Source organism: Paenibacillus sp. PL91 (assembly GCF_012935325.2).
In the GTDB taxonomy this organism is placed as follows: domain Bacteria; phylum Bacillota; class Bacilli; order Paenibacillales; family Paenibacillaceae; genus Pristimantibacillus.
Window position 1 is genome coordinate 1 of the sequence record NZ_JABBYG020000040.1, and the last position, 22052, is coordinate 22052.

The 22052-nt window shown below is 53.2% G+C and carries 16 protein-coding genes and 1 pseudogene; 4 read left to right on the forward strand and 13 right to left on the reverse strand.

Features of this window, described 5'->3' with window-relative positions; genetic code table 11:
- Positions 1–212: 212 nt before the first annotated feature.
- Entirely contained in the window at positions 213–467 is a 255-nt protein-coding gene (locus HI950_RS34625) for a GyrI-like domain-containing protein (protein ID WP_411268193.1), read from the reverse strand.
- Positions 430–1497, reverse strand: coding sequence for a DNA polymerase III subunit beta (locus HI950_RS34630; RefSeq protein WP_169091504.1), 1068 nt, complete (start codon positions 1495–1497; stop codon positions 430–432). Before HI950_RS34630 ends, HI950_RS34625 begins: the two co-directional genes overlap by 38 nt.
- A 322-nt stretch (positions 1498–1819) precedes the next feature.
- On the opposite strand from HI950_RS34630, the gene HI950_RS34635 reads away from it, so the two are divergent.
- From HI950_RS34635 to HI950_RS34645, 3 genes are all read left to right on the forward strand, one after another.
- On the forward strand, positions 1820–2044 hold the full coding sequence (locus HI950_RS34635) for a transcriptional regulator (protein WP_169091506.1): 225 nt from the start codon (positions 1820–1822) through the stop codon (positions 2042–2044).
- Between the two features lie 215 nt (positions 2045–2259).
- A complete protein-coding gene (locus HI950_RS34640) occupies positions 2260–2667 on the forward strand; it encodes a tyrosine-type recombinase/integrase (RefSeq protein ID WP_317618503.1) in 408 nt (135 codons plus the stop codon).
- 194 nt (positions 2668–2861) lie between these two features.
- Positions 2862–4550, forward strand: coding sequence for a carbohydrate-binding family 9-like protein (locus tag HI950_RS34645; RefSeq protein ID WP_169091510.1), 1689 nt, complete (start codon positions 2862–2864; stop codon positions 4548–4550).
- Between the two features lie 584 nt (positions 4551–5134).
- Here the strand turns inward: HI950_RS34645 and HI950_RS34650 are convergent.
- From HI950_RS34650 to HI950_RS34680, 7 genes are all read right to left on the reverse strand, one after another.
- Positions 5135–6955: a glycoside hydrolase family 20 zincin-like fold domain-containing protein gene (locus HI950_RS34650; RefSeq protein ID WP_169091512.1), complete on the reverse strand. Its 1821-nt coding sequence runs from the start codon at positions 6953–6955 to the stop codon at positions 5135–5137.
- A gap of 465 nt (positions 6956–7420) precedes the next feature.
- On the reverse strand, positions 7421–8584 hold the full coding sequence (locus HI950_RS34655) for an N-acetylglucosamine-6-phosphate deacetylase (RefSeq protein ID WP_169091514.1): 1164 nt from the start codon (positions 8582–8584) through the stop codon (positions 7421–7423).
- 10 nt (positions 8585–8594) lie between these two features.
- Positions 8595–9383 (reverse strand): glucosamine-6-phosphate deaminase, encoded by a 789-nt coding sequence (locus HI950_RS34660; protein ID WP_317618502.1) that lies wholly within the window; start codon positions 9381–9383, stop codon positions 8595–8597.
- Between the two features lie 14 nt (positions 9384–9397).
- Entirely contained in the window at positions 9398–12451 is a 3054-nt protein-coding gene (locus tag HI950_RS34665; RefSeq protein WP_169091516.1) for a CBM96 family carbohydrate-binding protein, read from the reverse strand.
- A gap of 121 nt (positions 12452–12572) precedes the next feature.
- Positions 12573–14126 (reverse strand): extracellular solute-binding protein, encoded by a 1554-nt coding sequence (locus HI950_RS34670; RefSeq protein WP_169091518.1) that lies wholly within the window; start codon positions 14124–14126, stop codon positions 12573–12575.
- A 62-nt stretch (positions 14127–14188) separates the two neighbouring features.
- On the reverse strand, positions 14189–15058 hold the full coding sequence (locus tag HI950_RS34675) for a carbohydrate ABC transporter permease (RefSeq protein ID WP_169091520.1): 870 nt from the start codon (positions 15056–15058) through the stop codon (positions 14189–14191).
- A gap of 16 nt (positions 15059–15074) precedes the next feature.
- Positions 15075–15962: an ABC transporter permease gene (locus HI950_RS34680; RefSeq protein WP_223285689.1), complete on the reverse strand. Its 888-nt coding sequence runs from the start codon at positions 15960–15962 to the stop codon at positions 15075–15077.
- Positions 15963–16402: 440 nt separating this feature from the next.
- Here HI950_RS34680 and HI950_RS34685 point away from each other — a divergent pair, with 440 nt between their 5' ends.
- The gene (locus tag HI950_RS34685; RefSeq protein ID WP_169091522.1) at positions 16403–18691 is read left to right on the forward strand and encodes a helix-turn-helix domain-containing protein; all 2289 of its coding nucleotides are present in this window, start codon (positions 16403–16405) and stop codon (positions 18689–18691) included.
- A 104-nt stretch (positions 18692–18795) separates the two neighbouring features.
- Here HI950_RS34685 and HI950_RS34690 read toward each other — a convergent pair whose 3' ends face one another.
- The 4 genes and pseudogenes from HI950_RS34690 to HI950_RS34705 all read right to left on the reverse strand — a co-directional run bounded on the left by HI950_RS34690 (position 18796) and on the right by HI950_RS34705 (position 21264).
- On the reverse strand, positions 18796–19494 hold the full coding sequence (locus HI950_RS34690) for a hypothetical protein (protein WP_169091524.1): 699 nt from the start codon (positions 19492–19494) through the stop codon (positions 18796–18798).
- Between the two features lie 156 nt (positions 19495–19650).
- On the reverse strand, positions 19651–20586 hold the full coding sequence (locus HI950_RS34695; RefSeq protein WP_169091526.1) for a methyl-accepting chemotaxis protein: 936 nt from the start codon (positions 20584–20586) through the stop codon (positions 19651–19653).
- Positions 20587–20592: 6 nt separating this feature from the next.
- Positions 20593–20679 (reverse strand): annotated as a pseudogene (locus HI950_RS37230) (HAMP domain-containing protein); the annotation flags it as partial.
- Positions 20680–20685: 6 nt separating this feature from the next.
- A complete protein-coding gene (locus HI950_RS34705) occupies positions 20686–21264 on the reverse strand; it encodes a hypothetical protein (protein WP_169091528.1) in 579 nt (192 codons plus the stop codon).
- Positions 21265–22052: the final 788 nt, after the last annotated feature.

The following is a 22052-nucleotide window of genomic DNA, read 5'->3' on the forward strand; positions in this document are numbered from 1 at the left end:
GCTTAAAAAACCTCTGGAACTATCCTGCCCATAGGGTGGGATTTTTTTTGATGAGAAAAAACTATTAAACTAACCTGTCCATTAGCTTAACGAAAAATGGAGCAGCTACCGCAGCAAACTGCTCCTAATTTGTTGAACTATCGTCTCCCGTTAGCTCAATGTAGTACGGCGGTGCCCGATGAGAAACACATGCGTCGCATGGAGAAAAAAAGTTATTTTTTCTTTACTGGTAGCCAAATCTCCCCAGTAATATGCCCTGCCATTCCATAATACATTTCGAAATGAGGGCCTTCAACCTGTTCGTATTCAGATGTCGGAAACCATTCGGAATAAATCCGTCCCCATAACTTTATTAAATCACAATGCGGATCCGGGAAAATAGCCCATGTTAATGCAGGGACAGAAAGTTTTGTAAATCTCTCTGGAATTTCAAGTCCCTTTGGTAAAAAATAACATACCATGAGCATCTTTCAGATACCGAGCGTTGAACTTAATTGTCGGGAATCCTTCGTCCACTTGGGAACCTGGAAACACTTCGCAAATATCACCTGTCTGAGAATGGGAATGAACCGTCAATTCTCCTTTGTCATCGAATTCCAGAGTAATCCGGTTGTTCTCCACCCCATCTAGTGATAACATCCGATTCAAAGTATCGTCCATTTCTCCCCTCGGAACCTGTACCGATGTTCCTTCCTTCACCTTTGCGAATATCTGGGCTATCTGAGGATAGTTGCCATCGAGTAACCGTCCGAAATAAATGGTGTTCTTATCCCGCATGACCAAATGCTGATTATCGACCGCTACATCCACTTTATTGGCTTTAATCGAATCGATAATCCCCTTGAACTGGAGCGCGGGTATCATAGCGTTCCGAAACTTGTCCGGTTCTTCAATTGTAATATCAGAAATATACCGATAAATCCTATGCCTGTCCGTACCCATAAACGCCAGCCTTCCATTCTCGTTGTGAATATGGATGGCGGTTAGCGTTGGGGTCTTCTCATCCGACAAAGCGAAGCGGGACGCAAGTGCGCCTTTTTTCATCATCTCGATGGGAACCGAAATGAAATCCGCATTTGACAGTTTCGGCAGCTGAGGGTATTCCTCTGAATTCATAGCAACCAGATTAGCCCTGCCTCGTACCCCGTAAGAAATAGTGACCGTAGAATCGTTCTGAGCAAACGATACTTCACCTCCAGGCAATTTCCTAACAAGATCGATTGCTTCGCGGGCTGGAAGCAAATAGCTGCCATCGATGCCATTGTCGTTGGTAACTTTCAACATACGGAGCACTGCTTGGGAAATATCCATCGCGGTGATGAATAACGTTTCACCCTTCAAGTCGAATTTGATGCAAGACAACAGCGGAATGGCCGATGTTCTCTGAACTACTTTAGCGCAAAGCATAAGGGCATCGAGAAGTTCATCCTTCTCAACCTGAAAAGCCATATTCCCCGTTGCGATTACCCCAAGTTGTTTCTCCTTCGTTGCTGTCATTCTTATTTCCTCCCTGTTTTTTGACACAAAAAAAGCCCCGGAAAATAGAAATAAACATACCGGTGGTATGTCTAATCAATTCTCCGAGGCAGTATTGCGCCTAAATGTTTTGTTGTCCGTTGCCAGACGCTCCTTCACTAGCCGAATAGATGACGGCAGTGACAATAAAAACGTGTTCGTAATAGGTATATTATAACAGGTTGGTATTCTGCCTATCAATAGGCATTAAAAAGAAAGAGCAGACGTTTACATCCGCCGATTACACTTTTTAGTGACTAATTATCTGATAATTTGACCAAGCTAGTAATAGAGGTGATTGGTCATGTTTGGAATCGGGAAAAACCGAACGAATTTTGGAAAGTGGCTTGATAAAAAGGGCATCCCCCAAGAATGGGTAGTAAAAGAAACAAAGCTCAATAAATTCACGATTAGTAAGCTAGCAAACAACTCGGAACACATCCCTCACGGACGAACCATGAAGAAAATCTTGCAAGCTCTACGGAAAATAGAACCTACTATTAAACAAGATGACTTTTGGAGTATGTGATCCGAGGTCTTGTTTAATGGCAGGAGCATTTTATCGGTAAACTAAAAGATCTGACCATCCTTCACATATCAGCAGCTTGGAAGAGTTAGTTAATGTTCCGTGAAGCACATTTTCCTTTCTGTGATAGCCTAGCCGTACGTTGTTCCGAGTACTTAACATTTTGAATCTATTGTATAATTTAGCTAAACATTTCGGTTCAGATAAAAGAACTGCTCATAAATCGATCTTACCGGGACTATTTTTTATTTTTTATGGGGATTACTTCAGGCCTTAGGATCAGTGACATTTTGCCGCTGCGTGTGTGGGACGTGAAGTCAGCTGCGCATCTCAAAGTGCGGGAGAAAAAGAATGGCAATACCCGGCGCATTTTGATGACGGATGCGCTCAAAAATGAAATCCAAAAGTATTGCCGTACACTAGGGGATTCGGATTATTTGTTTCCTTCCCGGAATGGGGATAAGCCGATCAGCCGCGTGCAAGCCTGGAATATTATTAATGCTGCTGCGCGGTATGCTGGCATTCAGGACTCAATTGGGACACGTAGCATGATGACGTTCTTTGTCTCGTCGGCGAACTGCGTTTCAAGCACCACCGCACGCGCAAAGAGATTGCGGATGCATTAAATGAGCGCGGCATTGTAATCAGTGAACGGTATGCGCAATCGCTGTATGAAAGTGAGGACGTTATGCCAACGGACTTATTTGGAGCCTTTATGCCGAAAACGGCATATAAACCATCAAACTTGCCGATAGGCGCTCTCAAGCATCCATGATACGCTATGTGAAGAGATTAACAGACGAACGGGAGGCAAAGCGGCATGGCATACCGGGTAGCGTTAGTCGGATGCGGCGCGATCGCGGATCGGCATCTAGACGCATTAAAATATTTAAACGAGAAGGGGCGACTCGTGACTGTTGCAGCCGCTGACGTAAACGAAATGCGCTTGCAGGCGGCGTCGCGGCTTTACGGCTCCCAGTTGAGACATTACGCGGACTATAAGCAGATGATCAAGGACGAGAAACCCGACATCACGATTATTACCTTGCCCCATCATCTGCATGCGGAAGCGGCATGCTTCGCCGCGGCGGCCGGCTGCCACATTTTGCTGGAAAAACCGATGGCGCTAAACGTCCAAGAGTGCGACCGAATCATGGAGCATGCCCGGCGAGGGAACGCGACTCTCCTTGTCGGACATACGCTGCGGTATACAGCCCCTATCCGGCAAGCCCGTAAAATAATCCAGGAAGGCGGACTTGGACAGCTGATCATGGTGCATGACGCGAGGCATACCGATTATTTCGCGGAGGGGCGGCCGGAATGGTTTTTTGCCAAAGCCATGTCGGGAGGCGGCGTCGCGTTTAATCTTGGCTCGCACTCCGTCGACAAGGCGATTTGGCTTGCCGGCAGCCCCGTCGCCTCGGTCACCGCGAGCATGACGTTCCACGGCGATCGCGGCGACGTGGAGGGCAGCGTCATGGCTAGCCTTCGGCTGCGTAATGGCGTTACCGCCGCAATCGTCCAGTCCGGCTACAAAGGCGCTTCGGCCAATTATACGGAGCTGCTGTTTACCGCCGGCTCCTTGCGGTTTGAATCGGGCGGCATGCTCTATCGAAGCCAAGGAGGAGCCTACGAGCTAATGGAATTGCCTGCCGACGACGACCCGTTCGTCCTTCAGCTGGAGGACTTGATGTCCGCCGTCGAGTCGGGGACGACTCTCGCCTGCACGATGGAGGAGTCCAAGCATGTCGTCGAGGTGCTCGAGGGCATGTACCGTTCGCATCGAAGCGGTCGCGAGGAAACCATTGGCCTCGGTCCCGAGCGACTTGCGCAGAGGGAAGCTATCGCTTTCGCGGCGATTCCTCCCGCCCGGATGTCGGCCCGCGGCGCATGGGCGGACATCCGGGACGGCGCCAGGCTGGCTATCGCGCATTACCGTTGGACGCCCGAACATCATGGACCCAAAGCCAGAGCGGCATTGTCCTACACGTCGGACGAGCTGCAGATTTGCCTTAGGGCGTACGAGACGGATCCGCTGACGCGGTTTACCGGACACAACGATCCGGTCTACAAGGACAGCTGCCTGGAGTTTTTCCTTCAGCCTTCTCCCGAAGAAGATGCCCGATATTTGAATATGGAGCTTAACGCAGCCGGGACGCTTCGGATCGGCATCGGAGCCGCACGGCAGAACCGACTTTATCTACGGCACGAAGAGCTTCCGCCGTTGCTTATCCGCGCATCGAAGAACCAGCGCGATCCGTTGACGGGAGAGACGTATTGGGAGGTCCGTTTCCGGCTTCCGCAGGCGTGGTTGGCGAGCTTATTTCCGACCTTTCGGCCCCGTCCCGGGACAAGGATGCGCGGCAATCTATACAAGTGCGGCGACGAAACCTCCCATCCCCATTACGGGAGCTGGTCTCCGGTTCGCGCCGACACCCCCGACTTCCATCGCGGCGAAGACTTCGGCTGGCTGGTCTTGGACGAGCTAGAGAGCGAACCGCCTTGCTAATAGATGAACCGGCTGCAGCCGTCCTTTGGCAGCGTAGCGCGTTTCGTTCCGAGAAATATAGAGAAAGAATGCCTGATACCTGTCGCGAGAGGCAGAAAAGTTCAAATTGTCCAATATGAGCTGACGAGAGCGAGAATGGACTCCTTGTGGCAAAAATAACTGTAAAATGTAATTTTATTGGGCTTCAGGGACATCTAATCGAACATTTACCTGTAGAAGGTACCGTTAAATCAGCCACAATAACCGTAAGGGGCGGGGTCTGGAAAAATAAAAGTACAATATACATTAAAATACTGAATGTGAATGGTATTAGGTTGAAATAACTGTATGTTTTACATTTCATCCTGAATTCGATCGTTTGCGGGATACGCGAATTCCCCCGCTGGCATATAGCTACCGATTTTATACTTTACAGCTATGCAAGGTGAAACGCCTGTCGACGTCCTTATTATAGACGCCATCGTTTCAGCGAAACGTATAGAGAAAGTATGTTCAAAATCATATACTTTCCTATAAGTAAAAAAGAACGCCATTCCAGTACTGTACCGGATAGGCGTTCTTTTTTATACGTTCTCGATGCCTTGTCAATCCTCGAGATTCAATCCCAGTTCCCGATAAATCGTTTGCTCCAAATAATCGTGCAAGTAAAAACGGGACAACACAAAGTGCTCGGCCATGTCAGCCCTCTGGTATCGCTCAAGCTCCGCCTGCATGCTCAGACGGACGGCCTCCCGGCCCAAGCGGTTGCGCTGGTAGTTATTCAGCAGCGAACGCCGTTCGGCGGGGTCGCCCGGGAACAGCTCCCAGCGGTACAGATACTTGTGAATCGCCCGCGAGCGATCAGTCGCCTTCTCGTAATCGTGCATAATCGCGATCAGCTCCGCGTAATCCCGATTTACCTGCACTTCATCCCGCAGCTTCCAGATGATATCGTAATAATCCTCGATGCGATAATTGCCGAGCTTCGCGCGCGCGACGGACGGCTCAACCCCGTGGAATTGTTGCAGAAAGCGATCTATGAACGTATTCGGGTCACCCCCTCTATTCCAGCACAGATCGGCGTGCAGCAGCATCGGGTACCATGTCGTCTCGAACACGCCGTAAGGCACGCCAAGGCTGAACGGCCCGGTCCAGTTGGTGGCGACCATGCAGTCGATGCCGAGCTTCTCCGACGTTTCTGTCCATTGCAGCAAATTATCGACACGGTTCACGATGACCGGGTAGTTCTGATGCTCCGCCCAGTCGAAGCTCCGGACGGCCGGAGCGCCCATCACGCCAATGCCGAGCTTGCGGAATTTCGCGGTCAGCGCGGACACTTCCGAGTCGATGTTGCGCCCGTTGTAGATCCAGATCATCGCGATGCCGCGTTTGTCGAGCTTCCGCAATTCCTCCTCGGGGCATTTGTCCAGCATGTCATGCCAGAAGATCGGCGACTTGCCTCGCTCCGCAGTGAAGACGATTAGCCGGTTCAGGAACGCGATGAACGCCCGTTCTCGCACGCCGTCATACTGCTCCCGGCACGTCTCGCATTCGCACAAGCTGTACACCTCGTCGCAGCCGAGATGGATATAGCGGGAATCCGGATGGCGGTCCATCATCTCGGCCAGCAGCCCCGTCACGAGCTCGAACGACTCCTCTCTGGACGGACACAGCTCTCCGATCGATTTCTCCGTCTCCCGGAGATGCTTATACCGGTCGTGGCGCAGCACGTATTCGAGATGACCGAAGCTTTGCTGCAGCGGAATAATCTCGATGAAGTACTCGCGAGCTTCTCGTTTCAGCTCTTCGAACTGCTCCCGGCTCAGCGCGTGCTTCGGATGCGCCAGCTCGGGATAATTCTCGAACGGGAACTTGTCCTCGTATTCGATCAGCAGCCCATTCACCTTGTAACGGGCGAAATCCGCCAAATACGAAACGAGCCGCTCCGGCTTCGAATACGTCTGCCGCAGATCGTAATTCATGCAGCGGAGCGCCGTATCTGGCCAATCCGCGATCGTCCCCGCCGGCGCCTCGCCGTTATGCTCCATCAATTGACGAAACGTCTGCAATCCGTAAAATAACCCCGCTGCATCGGACGCCCGGATGGTAGCGCCGCTCTCGTCGACTTGCAAATCGTAGCCCTCGCGTTTCCCTGCCGCCGTGGCCGCGTCCACGGACAAGCCCTGCTCGTCCGCATGGCCGCGCGCGCCGTCGCCATCGTTGTTCGCCCGGCCGATTCGTACGGCGTAGCCGGCAGAAGCCGACTCCGCCCGTACGACCGCGCCGGGGAACAGACGGCGGCAATGCCGCTCCAGGCGGGGATCAGCCTGCTCCAACCTTAGCTCGACGAGAAGGGGATCGGCGTGCGAGAAACCCGCTCCTTCCTTCAGAACCCATTGCTTCGTTTGCGGTATTAACGATATCATGTCAATCTCCTCCACCCTGGCCTATTAAGCCGCGCCGGCCGCTGTCCCCGTTTATGCGACCTATGCTTGGCGCACAATACTTCCGAATTAATTTTGAAAAATATTTATTTTCTGACGATGAACTTGGCTTTTCAACGAATTCTCTGAAATGCAAGATGTACAGTTATTTTTTCGATAGACCCATTATGACCGTCGCTAAATGCAGAAAGTACATTTAAGTTCATGGTTTTTGGGAAAAGGAGCGGTTTGACTAAAATTTAACTGTAGGTTTTGCAGGTAATCTCCGTGAGTGGGCATGATATTCCAAAATAACGGTAGTAGTATTTGCAGGTAATTCTCGTATCGGCCTACTTTTCAACGTCACACTCTCCCATCTATTGATCTGGGATCTGGATTCTTGAATGAACAGCACAAGTACCTGATGTGATTTTCAAGCCACTGGAAACGTTGTGGGTCAAGCATAGCCTATGCGACGGGGCAGCCGCCTTTATATGTGATCAAAACATGCATGGCATTTCCGTTCCGTTCGAACAAAACAAGATCCGCGGGCGCTCCCGCTTCCAGCCCGGCGGCTTGCGGCAAACCAAGCAATTCGGCGGGATGAGCCGATCCGCAATCCCACGCTTCGCCTAGCCCGGCCAACTCTCGGCTCGCCAGGTAAGCGACTTGCTCCAGAAGAGGCATCGCGGACCCGGCGAGCAGATTCGGATGATCCGCCACATGCAGCTTGCCCTCCGGCGTCAGCACCACGTCCCCTCCGATGTGGTGGCGGTAAGCGCCCGGCGGCATGCCGCAAAACGACACCGCGTCGCTGACGAGAATGGCCTTCTTCCCTTTCATCCGCAGGATGACTTTCAGCACGGCGGGCGGCAGGTGGAAGCCGTCGGCGATCATGCAGCCGTGCAGCTCATCCGCCGCCAACTGCTCCCACAAGTAATTCGGATGGCGCGGCAGCGTCAGATGGGCGCCGTTGCCAAGATGCGTCGATAGGACCGCGCCGGCCGAAACGGCCTCCCTGATCTGCTCCGGCGAAGCCGCCGTATGCCCGATCGAGACGAGCACGCCGCTCTCCGCGCAGCGCGAGATAAACGCGGCGGAGCCAGGCCATTCGGGCGATACCGTCACGATCCGGATCAGCCCTTCGGCCGCCTCCTGCCAGCGGCGGAACGCCTCCCAATCCGGCGGCCCGACATGCTCTCGCGGATGCGCCCCGCGCGGTCCGTCCTCCGGCGAGATAAACGGGCCTTCGAGATGTATGCCCGCAATGGACGCCGCTGCAGCCGAATCGCCGCGCACCGCTGCAGCGATAGCTCCCGCCGCCTGCTCGATGGCAGGCGAGCCGTTCGTAATGATCGTCGGGCAATACGCCGTGACGCCATCTCGCAGCAACGCGCGCGTCAGCTCCGAAACCGTCTCCGGCCGGAGCGGCAGCGCGTTCATGTCCCACCCGTAACAACCGTTCACTTGCAGGTCGACGAGACCAGGAGCAAGCCAAGGAAGATTTCCCTCGCTCGGACTGGCTGACACGTCAATGACCGACCGGATAACGCCTTCCGCAACCGCCACTTCCACAACGTTGCCCGTGCGGTAATGACGCCCCCGCAGGACGGCACACGATTCCGCATTCATGCTCATGCCCCTAAGCCATTCCTTCCGCGGACCTAAACGCATCCAGGTCCGTAAACAGAGTAACATCCGGATGCTCCCGCAAAATCGCGGCAGGACACGCCGTCGTGATCGGACCGTTCATCATCTCCTTCACCGCATCGCGTTTGGTTGCGCCCGGCACGCTGCAATACAGCCGGGCCCCCGACATAAGGGCCGGAATCGTCAGCGTAATCGCATGGGTCGGCACCGCGTCCAGATTGGGGAAGCAGCCGTCGTTCACTTGCTGCTGCCGGCATGGCAAATCCAGCTCTACCGCCTTGACGAGAAGCGGATCGCGAAAGTCGGCAACCGGCGGATCGTTGAACGCGATGTGGCCATTCTCCCCGATCCCTAAACAAACGACGTCGATCGGCGATTCCGCCAACTGCGCCGCATAACGCTCGCACTCCCGTTCAATGCCGCCCGAGCCGTCGATCAGCTCTACCCGGCCGGGACGAACGCGGCTGAACAGCCTCTCGCTCAGATACGTCCCGAAACGCTGGGGAGCATCCGCCGCCAATCCGATGTATTCGTCCATATGAAAAGCCGTCACGCGGGACCAGTCGATCCCCTCTTCCCGAATCAATCCTTCGTACAGCTCGTTCTGCGAAGGAGCGGCGGCAAACACGACGCGCGCCTCCCCCTTCGCCGCGATCGCTTCCCGAATGGCCGCTCCCGCCTGCGCCGAAGCGTCCGTTCCCATCGCCGCGCGGTCGGCATGCACCCGCACGCGCATTTTCCCCGCTTCGCCCATCCATAATGGCCGTGACTGTTCCTTCAAGCCTCTCACCCTCTCTATGTGTTCAATTGGAGATAAGGCTGTCCCGCCTCGTTCTCGCTGCTGCTAAGCCGGACGATGACGCCCGCCGTATTCGGCTCGCTCCATTGGAACGTCGCTTGCCCTCCGGCAGCGGCTATTCCCGCGACGAAAGCCGTCACGTCCACCGAGTACCAGCCTGCTTCCGTTACCCGAACCGTCCCCAGCGCCGTCCCTCCGGACACCGGCCGGTTGGACCAGTTCAGCGTGCTCTCGTCCCATTGAGCTCCCGAGTACCCCCTGAGCGACAATGTCGCCGCCTTCGAAGGCGCCTCCGGCACGTAAACGAACAGCTTCGCCGAGACGACGGGATCGGCGATCGCCGTCGCATCGGATCCCATAAAGGCGATCCGGTCCCCGCCGCCCGAGGCGTTCGGAATATCGGCGACTTCAAGGAGCTCCGCGTCGCCGAAGTTCCCGGAAGGTTCGTGCTCGTAGACGTAAGCGTCCTTCGACACCGGCACCGTCAGCTGCTGCCCTCCGCTTCTCTCGACGCGCAACAGGTAGACATCCGTCGTGCCGTCCGCGTTATAAACAAGCACGGATATGACCGACGATCCGGAGCCGATGGCCACCGGCGCGGACTGCGCGCCGCTAGGCACGACGATCCCGTCGACTTTGACGACGCTGGATGCATCCGCGGCCGTAGGCGTAACCGACAGTTCGCTCGCCGATGCAGGCACCGTTACCGTGTACAAGGTTCGCTCGTTCGCAAACGCCGCATTCCATGTCCCCGCGTTCGTGGCGAGTCCGCTCAGCCCCTCTCGAGGCATAAGCGCCGTCGTATGCGGCTCGTCATGCGCGCTGGCGTAATAATAGCCGGACAATGCGATTCGCCGAGGCTCGAAGCCGACCTGCAGGCCATCCGCGATCGCTTCCGAGCCGAAAGCAACCGTGCCAGAGCTGCCCGTCGATCCCGTAACGTAACGACCGCCCGAATACGTGAACCGTCCTTCGACCGCCGCGCCCGCCAGCGCTTCTCCGGTCGCGTAATCCGCGACCGTCATCGCGACGGAAGCCGAGCTGCCCGTATAAGCAAGGTTCATCTCCCGCGTGATGAGCGGCTTCAGCTCCGTATGGCCGGTCGTTACCGCCGTCTCCGCCGAGACGGGACCGATGTTGCCGCTCAGGTCCCGCGCCGCAACCTTGTAATAATAGGCCGTATTCGGCAGCAGTCCCTTATCCTGAAAGGTCAGCGATCTGGATAAGCCGACGATCGTATCGGCCGTCGGCGCGAAGCCCGGCACCGTGCTCCGGTACACGATATACCGGTCGATTTCCGCGTTATCCCATGCCATGCCGTAGCTCAAATTCACCGTCTGGTAGTCGGCGGCCGATGCCGATGGTCCGCTCGCCACGACTGTTGGCGCCTCGCCGTCCGTAGCGGGAGACCAAGCCTCGCCTCTTTCGCCCCAATAGGAGGGCAGCAGCCGATAGGAGTCGTAATGGTGGACGGCAATGCCGCCGAAAGCTCCGTCGACTCCGAATGCGGCATACACCTTATCGAGCTCCGCCTCCATATGCAAGCGTCCTTCTTCCCAGAAGCTGATCGTCTCGGGATCGCCACTGCTGGCGATATCCAGCGTCTCGACGCCGATGACGACGGACTCCGGCTTGCCGATCTGTCCCGCGTACGCGATCTCGCCCGCCGCGCCGGCGATAATGCCGGCCGTTCCATCGGCCGAATCGCGGTAATCCATAATGGAGATATAGTCCGAAATATCCTGAACATGCTCCGACAGCCACTTGGTTTGCCCGTTCCACGTAATGCTCTCGCCTTGCGTGGACGAATCATACCACTTCGGAATCGCGGGCCCGAACGGCAAATTGATGCCGGCGGCATCCCTTCTCGCGATCATTTTGGCGAGACCGTCCAAATATTCTCCCTGCAGGAACTTGCTAGGGTTTTTGAAGTCCGGCGAAATATACGGCTCGATGTCCACGTTAATGCCGTCGAATTTCTCGTCCGCCTCGGCCGCGAGATTGTAGTTCACGATCTGCTCCATCTCCCGCACCGCATGGTGATGGTATCGCTCGTAAGCGCCCATGTAGGCGGGGGACGTGCCGCCCGCGATCAGCGCGTGCACCTGCAAGCCGCGGGCATGCGCCCATCGCATGAACGACTTCAACTCGTCCTCCTGCTCTTCCAGCGCCCGGTACCCCGCATAGCTGCCCACCGCCAAATACAGCGTCGTCACCGGTTCCGAGTCGAACGTGGCGGTGTCCGTAATGAAGTCCTCGAGCACTTCACGAGAGCCCGGATTCAGCAGCAGCCTGTAGCTTTCGGGCTCCCAGATCCACATCGCCCGGTCCTGATGCGGCATGGAGAACGGCTCGTTCGTCCCCTCGCCAACCTTGGCGTACACTGTCGGGCTGTACCCGAATCGGCCCGGCCCGTTCGACGCCCTCGCCTCCAAGCTAACCGTCTTATCGCCAAGATCCTTCGTCTTCCACTTGTATTCATAGTTCACGCCGTCGAACTTGGCATCCAACCACGGTCCCCGGTTGATACGAACCTGAACGTTGGATACCGGCGAGGCCGACGAGACGCTTACCTTCACCCGAATTTTGCCCGAGAGGGCTACACCCTCTACCGGACTGATGATGGCGACTTCCGGTACGGCTGACGCGGCATTGTTCGCTTGCACCGTCACCTTGCCGCTCCATACGCCGTACCTTGTCGCGACGTCGAGTCCGCGCGCGGTCAGCTCGATCCCGCCGTCTAACTGCGAAGCGTCGAGCTCATACGACCATGTGCCGACATCGTCGCCGTCCGGGTCATCCATCGCAACGGCAGCCTGGCGGACGCTATTGATATATAGCCGTACATCGTATACGCCGGCATATGCGCCGCTTACTTCCACGATCCCCCCGCTTACGGCGTCTTTGTTCTGCGGACTCAGAATCGAGACGAACGGCGCGGCGGACGCGGCGGTCGCAGGGACGGCCAACGGACCTCCCAGCGCGAGGGCAAACGATAAAACGAGAAGCAGAGCATATCGCGGCATGCGCGAAACCTTCCATGAACGCATAAGAAATCATCCTTTCGACTGGCTTGAATGGAAAACCGGTCATGCGGCGGACGGAGCGCCTCCTAAGAGGAGCGCCTCCCTCTCTCTCGAAAGGAAGGCGCGATTTCACATTGTTTGAAGCCTATTTCAATTCGACGCTCTGCATGCGGTCGTAAGCCGTTTTGTACGTCTCCAGCAGCTTGTCGACGCCGAGGTTTTTGATTTCTTCGACGTACTTCTCCCACTCGTCCAGGCTTCTCGAGCCGGTAATGAACTTGGCGAAGCTTTCGTCGCGGTGCTTCTTAATCGCTTGGCCGGTTAGCGAGATGACTTCGTTTTCGCTCTCCGTGAAAGCCGGGCGCGGCTGCATCGACGGCGGATCGTATTTGGCCGCTTCGGTGTACGCGTTCCGCAGATCTTCCGAGAACAGCGACAGGTGGGCGTCATAGTCGATCCATGTATACGTGCCGCTCGTCTGAAGCCCCGTCTGCTTGCGCATTTCGGTCACGTCCGTGAACTCCGGCTTGAACTTGTTCACATCGCCTTCCTTGACGAACGTCTCGCCTTCGACGCCCCAGCTCGTCAAAGTGCGTCCCTCTTCGGAGTAGAAGAAGTCCATGTATTGCATGACGTCCTCGATGTTCTTCGACGTCGACGCGACCGTTAGTCCGCCCTCCATGTAGTGGAAATACGGATTCTGCTGCTTGCCGCCCGGCATACCCGCCGGAGGCGCCATGAACTGCATATTTAACTCGGGATTTTCCTTCCGCATCGCGTTATTGAAGAAGTCGACGCGGCTGATATAGTCGATCGTGACGAACGACTGGCCGGTGGACACCATGTCCTGCCACTGCTTCGTCTGAAGAGAGAGGAAGTCCGGCGGAATGAGTCCCTCGTCGTAAAACTTCTTCCACATGGCGACCATCGCCTTGTAATTGTCCTCGATCGGGCCGTACCGATATTCCTTCGCGTCGAAATCGAAGTATGCGCCTTCGCCCGTGCCGAAGTTGACCGTCATGTTCGTGTTCATCTCGTCCGGAATCTGGCCGTAGCGAATCGACAGCGGGTAGCTGTCCGGGTACTTCGCCTTCAACGTCTTGAGCGACTCGTACAGCTCGTCGTACGTCTTCGGCATCGCCAATCCTTCCTTTGCGAACACGTCCTCGCGGTACAGCCAGATCAAGCGGTTCGTCTCGCCGAAGCCCTGGTTCGGGAACATGTACATCTTCCCGTCATGGGACAGGGCGGCTTTCGCTTCCTCCGGATACTGCTCCATCCACTTCTTCAGGTTCGGCATGCCGTCGATATGCTCCATAATGTCCACAAGCGCGCCGTCCTGGCCGAATTTGTTCGACTCCCTGCGATTCGGCATGTACATCAGGTCGGGCATCGTCTTGGACGCTACCACGAGATTCAGCGACTCGCCGAGCTTGCCGGAAGGCGTCTGCACCTTGAGCGTCACGCCCGTCTTCTCCCCCAGCCACTTCCAGATCGGCCATTCCTCGTTATACGGGAACGTCGGGTTGTTGTCCAGCAGCGCGGTGAACGTCTTGCTCTCCGGCGCGCTCCCTTGCCCCCCGTCCGCCGTCGCGGTCGGCTCGGCGCCGTTGTTGCCGTTATTGCTATTGCTTGAACACGCCGCGAGCAGCGAGACCGCCATGAACCCCGCAAGAATGAGTGCGAGCGTTTTTTTCATGTAAACCAACTCCCTTTCATGATGTGTACGATTGCGTCTTGCTTGCCGGAGCGGCGGAAACATCAGCCTTTGACCGCCCCGATCATGGCCCCCTTGACGAAATACTTCTGAATAAAAGGATACACCATCAGAATCGGCAGCGACGAGACCATAATGGTCGCGTACTTTAACGATTCTTCGACGATTTGATTATCACCTCCAATTCGGGTTACATCTCCGGAACTGGCGCTGCCGGCGAGAACCAGGTTTCGCAGAAGCACCTGCAGAGGGAACAGATCCGGCGTGCGCAGGTACAAGAGCGGGAAGATGAAATTATTCCACAAGCCCACCGCGTAGAAGAGGGCGATTGTAGCGAAGGAAGCTTTGGACAGCGGCACGACGATGCGCATGAAAATGCCGATGTCGTTCAGGCCGTCGATGCGGCCGGACTCCTCCAGCTCCTTGGGGATGCCGGCGAAGAAAGTCCGCATTAAAATGAGGTTCCAGGTGCTGACCGCGCCCGGGATGACCATTCCCCAGATCGTATCGACGAAGCCGAGGGAACGGACGACGAGGAACGTCGGGATCATGCCGCCGCCGAAAAACATGGTGAACACGATCATCATCATGAACCCCTTGCGGAAGGCCATGTATGACCGGGACAGCGCGTAGGCGCCCATCGAGGTGACGATCAGGGCGATCGAGGTGCCGACAGCCGTGTAGACGACGGTATTTTTGATGGCATTCCACATTTTCGGATCTCCGAACACGATTTCGTACATATTGAAGTTCAGTCCCTTGGGCCAGATCGTCACTTCGTTCTTCATGACATGCGCGTCGCCGCTGAGCGACACCGCCAGCATGTGAAGGAACGGGTACAAGGTCACGACGACCACCAATAGGAGAATGATCGTGCTAACGACGTGGAATGCGCTTATTTTTTGCAGCTTCATGACGTTCTCCTCCCTGCTACCATATGCTAGTCTCGCTGACGCGCCGGCTGATGAAGTTCGCGGAATAGATGAAGATCAGGCTGATGATCCCCATGAACAGGTCGATCGCGGCCCCGTAGCTGAAGTTGCCCTGTTCCATGCCTACCCGGTACACGTAGGTGCTGATGATGTCGGCGGTCTCGTAGATGGCCGGATTCTGCATCAGGAACACCTTCTCGAAGCCGATCTCCAGAACCGAGCCGATATTCATAATAAGCGTGATGACGATCGCGAACGAGATGCCGGGCAGCGTCACGTGCCAGAGCTTGCGCATCCGGCTTGCCCCGTCGATGCTGGCCGCCTCGTACAGCTGAGGATCGACCGCAGTCAGCGCCGCCAAATAAATGATCGTCTCCCAGCCGATATGCTGCCATATTTCCGACAGGACGTAGATGCCCCGGAACAACCCCGGCTCGTTCATGAAGTTGATCGGCTCGAAGCCGAGCGCGACGATCATATCGTTAATGAGTCCGCCCGTCGGCGACAGGAACATGATGACCATGCTCGCGACGATGACGTTGGAGATGAAGTGGGGCAAATAGCTGACCGTCTGCACGAACCGTTTGAACGCCGCTTTCCGCACTTCGTTAAGGAGCAGCGCAAGAATGATCGGAGCCGGGAAGCCAAACGCCAAAGTCATGATGCCTAATAAGAACGTGTTTTTCATCAGAAGCAAGAAGTCGGGATTCTCCAGAAACATCCGGTAATATTTGAAGCCGACCCAATCGCTCGCCCAGACGCCTCTGAACAGGTTGTAATCCTTGAATGTAATCACGAGCCCGAACATCGGCGCGTACCGGAAGACGAGATAATAGATTAGGCAAGGCAGGAAGAGAAGCCACAAATATTTGTTCTGCTGCCACATCCGTCTCCACTTGCCCGGTCTACGGAGCTGGGACGCAAGAACCTCCTCCGCTCCGGGCATGCCTGGCGTAACACTTGTATGAGTCATACACATTTCTCCTCGATGTTTGGTTGTTGTTAGTTTTCCCGACGCGATCGGCGTAAACCTTGTGATTGGAGTATATACCGCGTCCTCCCATGAAATAAATCCTCACATGTGGATGGGAATCGACAAATCATCGGATATTGGAAGAGATGTGTATAAATGATGAAAAGTGCATATTGTCCGCGGGAGCGCCCAGCTAGTATGATAGGACGTACGAGAACAAGACGGCGACTGCCTCCTGCGTTGCGCGCCTCTTGGCGCCCGTGCCGATCGCGAACAGAGAAAAAGGAATATTCAAATTTTCGGATCAATTCGCAAATGCGCATACTCAGACGTCATCCAGAGGGGGGTCTACCATGACACGATTGTCCAAATTAAAGCTGGGCTTTGCGTCCAATTCGCTGCTCGTCAAGCTGATGGCAAGCTTCCTTAGCGTTATTTTGCTGCTCGCCGCTTTTAATGTCTTTTCTTACCTATATTTGCGCAACAAGCTGTACGAAGAGATTGTCCGGTACAACGAGCTCGGCATCAAGCAGACGGTGGAAAGCTACGAGAACCACTTCCGCATGACCCAGAACATGATCCTCTCGCTCACCCAGTCCGACCGCTGGATCGCCAATATCGGCGTCTTGAGCAACGTCGAGAGCAACCGCCGATACGATAAAATGAACGAGGTCAAAACCGATCTGGCCGAGCTGTACACGAATCCGTTTCTTCATATCGAAAACATCATTCTCTATTTCAAGTCATCTGGCTACGTCCTTGAGAAGGAAGGCACCAGCAGCGCCGGGGATATGTTCTCCAGCTACTATGCCAGCGAGGCTTATCCTTCTTCATATTGGGAATCCTTGTCGACCGACAATTATTTGATGCGAATACTGCCCGCCGCCGTCTTCACCGAGAAATCGATGAACAACGTCCGATCGCTCGGCCTTCAGCTCCCGATCGTCATTAAGGCCGCACCGTACGAGGAAGTATACTGCATCATCATGATGAACCCGCGCAAGCTTTATTCCGCATACGCGAATACGGGCGAGCCCTTCTACATTCAGGATCAGGACGGCCGGACGCTGTTCGCTTCGCATGATGCCGCCCTGATTCGGACTCCCGCTTCCTTCGAGAACGGCAAGCGCCACGAACAGAGCGGCGGGAACTTCTACTTCTATGAGCATGGCGCGGACACCGGCTTTACCTACGTGCGCGTCGCGCCGATCAAGAGCATCACCGCCGAGATGATGAAACTGAACATCCTGCTCGTGACGCTGCTCGTCGTGGCCGTCCTCGTCAGCATCGTCGGTTCAGCCCTGTTCAGCCTCCGGCTGAACCATCCGCTCAAGCGCATTATCGCTATGCTGGAGCGCAAGCAGGAGCTGCCCTTGCCGACGAGCTCGATCAAGGAGTTCGCGATTATCGGCGACCGCATGAGCAGCATGATGGACGACAACGAGGAGATTCGAAAAGATTTGCATCAGAAAAATTCGCTTGTGCGCCAATTCGCCTATACCAACAAAGTGAAGAACATTCCGATGAACCTGACCCTCACGGAGCTGGAGGACGCGGTGCAGCCGAACGCGCCGTATGCCGCCGTCCTGTACGAAATCGGATTCAAAAACACCGATTCGGAATACGATCAGGAAATCCAGCTGCTCCGCAAGATTGTGCACGGCTTGTTCTCCAGCCTCGGCGAGGAGCCCGTCACGCTTCAGATCGAGCATAACCAGCTCATGTCCCTGCTCTTCCAGCCGGGCTCCCAGAGCGAGGTACTGCGCGTGCTGCATACGCTGAAGGATCTGCTCATGACCGAGGACTATCTCTGCCTGACGATAGCGGTCAGTCCGGTCTATCCGGAGGATACGCCGGTCACTCTCGCCTACGAGCGGCTCCAGCAGTTGCTGAAAGAAAAGCGGCTGACCGGGGATACCCAAATTATCGTGGAACCCCGCTCCTCCGCCAATCGCGTCATGCCCATGAAGATGACGCAGCGCGAAGAGCTGTTGGCCCGGCTTCTATCCGGCGGCGAGGAATCCGTGTTCGAATGGGTGGACCGCCATCTCGAGCTTCTCGCGAGAAAAGATGCGCCGGCGGCGGACTTCCAGACTTACGCGCGCGGCGTCGCCGAGCAGGTCGAGAAGGCGCTCGCGAAGCTGAACGTGCCTGATGTCTCCGTCGACGCCGTCGACGCCGACGGCAAGCCGTTCGACCCGTCCGCCTTCGCCCACTTCCACTCGGCGGAGCAGTACAGGGAATGGTTCCGCGGGCTCATCCGTCCCGCTTTGTCGGCTATCCGCGCAAGGACGGAGACGAAGGATCCGATTACGAGCTTCGTAACCGATTATTTGAACGGCCATCTGAACGAGGACATCAACCTCGATCTCATGGCGGATAAACTGAACATTACGCCCGGCTACCTCTCCAGCTGCTTCAAGGAGAAGACCGGCACGAACTTCAGCGACTACCTGAACGACCTTCGCATCGGGCGCGCCAAGGAGCTGCTCATGAATCTGGAGCTGCGCATCCAAGACGTGGCGTTCGAAGTCGGCTATCATAACGTCAATTCGTTCATCCGCATGTTCAAGCGTTATTCCGGCATTACGCCCGGCGAATACCGGAAACGGAATGTTGGCATGAAAAGCAAATCGAATTAGACATCCTCCTGTTTCGCAAAAAGAAGCGCCTTCGGCATTCCAGATGCCAAAGACGCTTCTTGTTCGATTTTCTGAATGATCGCGGCACTCAACTTGATTCTTGCCTACTTGAGTTGACGGTCATCCGTGTTGACCATAGGCTCCCCTTGAGAGGTGATAAGTAACGCTCTTCCCTTAGTACCAAGATCAATCAAATTCATTGGACCCAATAGCGTACTCGCTTTAGCCCATGCTCCAATATATAGGCTACCCGATTTTATCGTGCGAAGAACGTAGTTGGTATCCCCTATTTTTTTTACGTACCAATTGGCAGTTGGCAACTCGGACGAACTGGTAGCATGACTTAGATACGATATAAGATATTTTTCAACCTCCGTTTTTTCGGAAAAGGATACCGAGTGCTGAAGAACATCAAGAAGATCTTGGCGTTCATGATTAAAAATGAAGAATGCATCAATTGATTTATAAAAGATAATGTTGTTTGATAAGTTAACCGATAGATTATATTTGGCAAGTTGATACTCATCATCATCGTTTGGCGCTTCCATCGATTGAACATTATAATTATTCGTAACGAGGCCGAGGATATTTTTTTCCGCCGCATCCAGATGTGTATCGATCTGTCCCATATACAAAGAGATCAAGTTTTTATTTGAGATGGATACTTGATTACGCACAACGTCTATACTGTAATAATTACTATATATGAGTAGTGTAAGCAGGGGCACCGTGACGAAAAACAAGCCAATAATAATCTTTATCCGAATGGAGTTCCACGAAGCTCGTTGGAAAAATTCTCTCATAATTCTCCTCCTGAGTGATAGCATTCCATTATATTTATTTCCTCTCCCATACTATTTTAATCGGAATGAACTTCACGAATCTATGAGTGTAAGAAATAGAAATGAAAGCCGTAATTTCACCTAATAATAAGTGATTTACAGCTTTCATCATCGCCCTTATACTTTGTAAACGGATATTTGCTGTCGGAGACGTAAAGTCTCTTCATTCATTTTCATTGCGGACTTCATGATCTCAACCGTTCGTTGCTTTTCTGTTTCTGCTTCATCCACAACTTCATCTATTCGAGTACAAGCCATCCGAGCAATATCCGCAAGGTCAGTTACCGAAGCGCTTATCTCTTCCGACCCTGCGGATATCTCTTCAATAGCGACATTAACCTCCTGAGATTGCTTAGATATGTCCATAGTAGCTCGTAGAATTTCTTCAAAGATCTCTCTCGCAACTTTTACCGTTTCCGCTGTAGCATCCATTTCCGTTCTTCCAACTCCAACCGTGGCTACTGTCAGCCCAGTTTCATGTTGTATACCGTCAACTATCCGGTATATATGATCAGAGGAACTACTCGTCTGTTCGGCAAGTTTACGAATTTCGTTAGCTACTACCGCAAAACCTTTACCGTGTTCCCCAGCCCTCGCTGCTTCAATTCCTGCGTTTAGTGAAAGGAGGTTTGTTTGTGCAGAAATTGATTTGATGACATCAATTATTTGATTAATATCCTGTGATTGTTTCGCCAGTTTGGTTACTAAGTTTGTAAACAGAAGAAATGTCCGCTTTAATATAAGCATCTGGCTCTCTGCTTGCTGTAACAGATCATTGCCCTTAACTGCTTGTTGTTCTGTGGCGGTTGATAGTGCCTCAACCCGCGAAGTAGAGTCCGCAATCTGCATCATTCCATTTGACAGTTCTTCCATTGCAACAGCTGCTTCACCTGTCGTTTTCATTTGCTCTCTTGCTCCAATTGCAATGTTGTTGAACGAATCCAATATTTTGATATATGTTTGCGACGATTCCTTGGTTTGCTCGGAGACTGTATCGCTAGAAAATACAACATGATCGGCCGTTTGTCTAGATTGACTGATAAAGGCAGCCAAATTCGCTCTCATTTGTTCCATAATCTGAGCTAAATGGCCGATCTCGTCCTTGCGTTTGTGTGATAGCGGATTACTTAAATCCCCGGATGAGATAAGTGACTATGTGTCAATAAGCTGTCTAATCGGTCGGGTAAGTGACACAGTAAAGTAATAGGAAAGTAGAACTGCAATCGTCAATACAAATACTTGATACAGGATGGTATTTTCGCTTGTTTCTTCGCTTATTTGCACCACATCCCCTAGCGAATTGTTGATTTCAACTGCATTATCATTTCCCATTTTAATGGCTAGCTCATTCAAACGGGTCGCTTCTTCATTATTGCCCTTAACAAAATCAGAGAAAATTCTCATGATTTCTTGAATATTTTCGTTTTCATCTGGTTTTAGTTTCGCATAGGTTGTTGCTTTATCCGTGAACTCCGCTATATATCTTTCTAACAATGGTTTTATTGATTCTTGAGTTGCGGCTCCGACAGCCGGTAGCAATATTTGAATCTGGTACGTGTTTAAGATTTGCTCAAGGTCCTGTGCAATTAATGCTGCTTTTAAAGTCGTTTCATTAACTTCTTTTATTTCATCCACTTGTTTGCTAGATTGAACAAGTTGATATATGGAACTACTTAGAAACAAGAACAAAATTAGCCCAAATGAAAGATAGCTGCGAGTACGTATATTCATGCTGTCTTCTCCCCTGACCTGAATATTAGTTCACGGATATTCTATTCTTATTTGAACATAAATAAAGAAATCAAATCTACCAAGCTAACGACTTTCCAATGTACTTCTCACGACATTATGGCCAAGTGCTTTTCACCATAAAAAGTTAATACTAAAAGGAGCAGGTCCCTCACCTGCTCCTAATAACCCCAATTGAACACGTTGCGTTTGAGGTTAAGAACCTCTCCTATAACGAGACTGAATTACTTGATGAGAATGATGAAATTAAGCGAGTTTACAACGAATATTGGTTATCGAAAAAAAACTTTTGGAGCACAGAACTGAAGCCGGCGACAAAGGAGTAATCGATTAAACTGACTTTCTGGCATAACATTCAAAAAGATGTTAGCTGCAATAAAAGACAACTCGATCATAACTGATCGAGTCTCTCTATTCTATGTTAGCTACTTTAGTCAACGTAGGTGCATCCTCAGTTCCTAAAATGATCGTTACAACTGGAGCAGAGTTAACCTGAGTTTCCACAGGAAGTTGCCTCTGAGATAACATCCCATCTGGAGATCTTCTTTACGAAAAAGGATCACAAAACTAAACGACCTCAGTCCAATGGAATACAGACTAAGGCCGTTTAATAAATTTATTATTTATACTGTCTACTTGACGGGGGCAGTTCAGTAGCAAGCTGCTCCTTATATGTTCAACTATCGTTACCCATCCCTCGGTTTTAAGAATTTATCTCACATATACTCACTCATTCGCAGGATTTCGTCACCTTGGATCAAGTCCATCTC

What these genes read in the sequence shown, in the direction of transcription:
- HI950_RS34625 (WP_411268193.1), bottom strand. Translation starts at nt 467, where the DNA reads ATGCTCATGGTATGTTATTTTTTACCAAAGGGACTTGAAATTCCAGAG.
- HI950_RS34630 (WP_169091504.1), bottom strand. Translation starts at nt 1,497, where the DNA reads ATGACAGCAACGAAGGAGAAACAACTTGGGGTAATCGCAACGGGGAAT.
- HI950_RS34635 (WP_169091506.1), top strand. Translation starts at nt 1,820, where the DNA reads ATGTTTGGAATCGGGAAAAACCGAACGAATTTTGGAAAGTGGCTTGAT.
- HI950_RS34645 (WP_169091510.1), top strand. Translation starts at nt 2,862, where the DNA reads ATGGCATACCGGGTAGCGTTAGTCGGATGCGGCGCGATCGCGGATCGG.
- HI950_RS34650 (WP_169091512.1), bottom strand. Translation starts at nt 6,955, where the DNA reads ATGATATCGTTAATACCGCAAACGAAGCAATGGGTTCTGAAGGAAGGA.
- HI950_RS34655 (WP_169091514.1), bottom strand. Translation starts at nt 8,584, where the DNA reads ATGAATGCGGAATCGTGTGCCGTCCTGCGGGGGCGTCATTACCGCACG.
- HI950_RS34665 (WP_169091516.1), bottom strand. Translation starts at nt 12,451, where the DNA reads ATGCGTTCATGGAAGGTTTCGCGCATGCCGCGATATGCTCTGCTTCTC.
- HI950_RS34670 (WP_169091518.1), bottom strand. Translation starts at nt 14,126, where the DNA reads ATGAAAAAAACGCTCGCACTCATTCTTGCGGGGTTCATGGCGGTCTCG.
- HI950_RS34675 (WP_169091520.1), bottom strand. Translation starts at nt 15,058, where the DNA reads ATGAAGCTGCAAAAAATAAGCGCATTCCACGTCGTTAGCACGATCATT.
- HI950_RS34680 (WP_223285689.1), bottom strand. Translation starts at nt 15,962, where the DNA reads ATGTGGCAGCAGAACAAATATTTGTGGCTTCTCTTCCTGCCTTGCCTA.
- HI950_RS34685 (WP_169091522.1), top strand. Translation starts at nt 16,403, where the DNA reads ATGACACGATTGTCCAAATTAAAGCTGGGCTTTGCGTCCAATTCGCTG.
- HI950_RS34690 (WP_169091524.1), bottom strand. Translation starts at nt 19,494, where the DNA reads ATGAGAGAATTTTTCCAACGAGCTTCGTGGAACTCCATTCGGATAAAG.
- HI950_RS34705 (WP_169091528.1), bottom strand. Translation starts at nt 21,264, where the DNA reads ATGAATATACGTACTCGCAGCTATCTTTCATTTGGGCTAATTTTGTTC.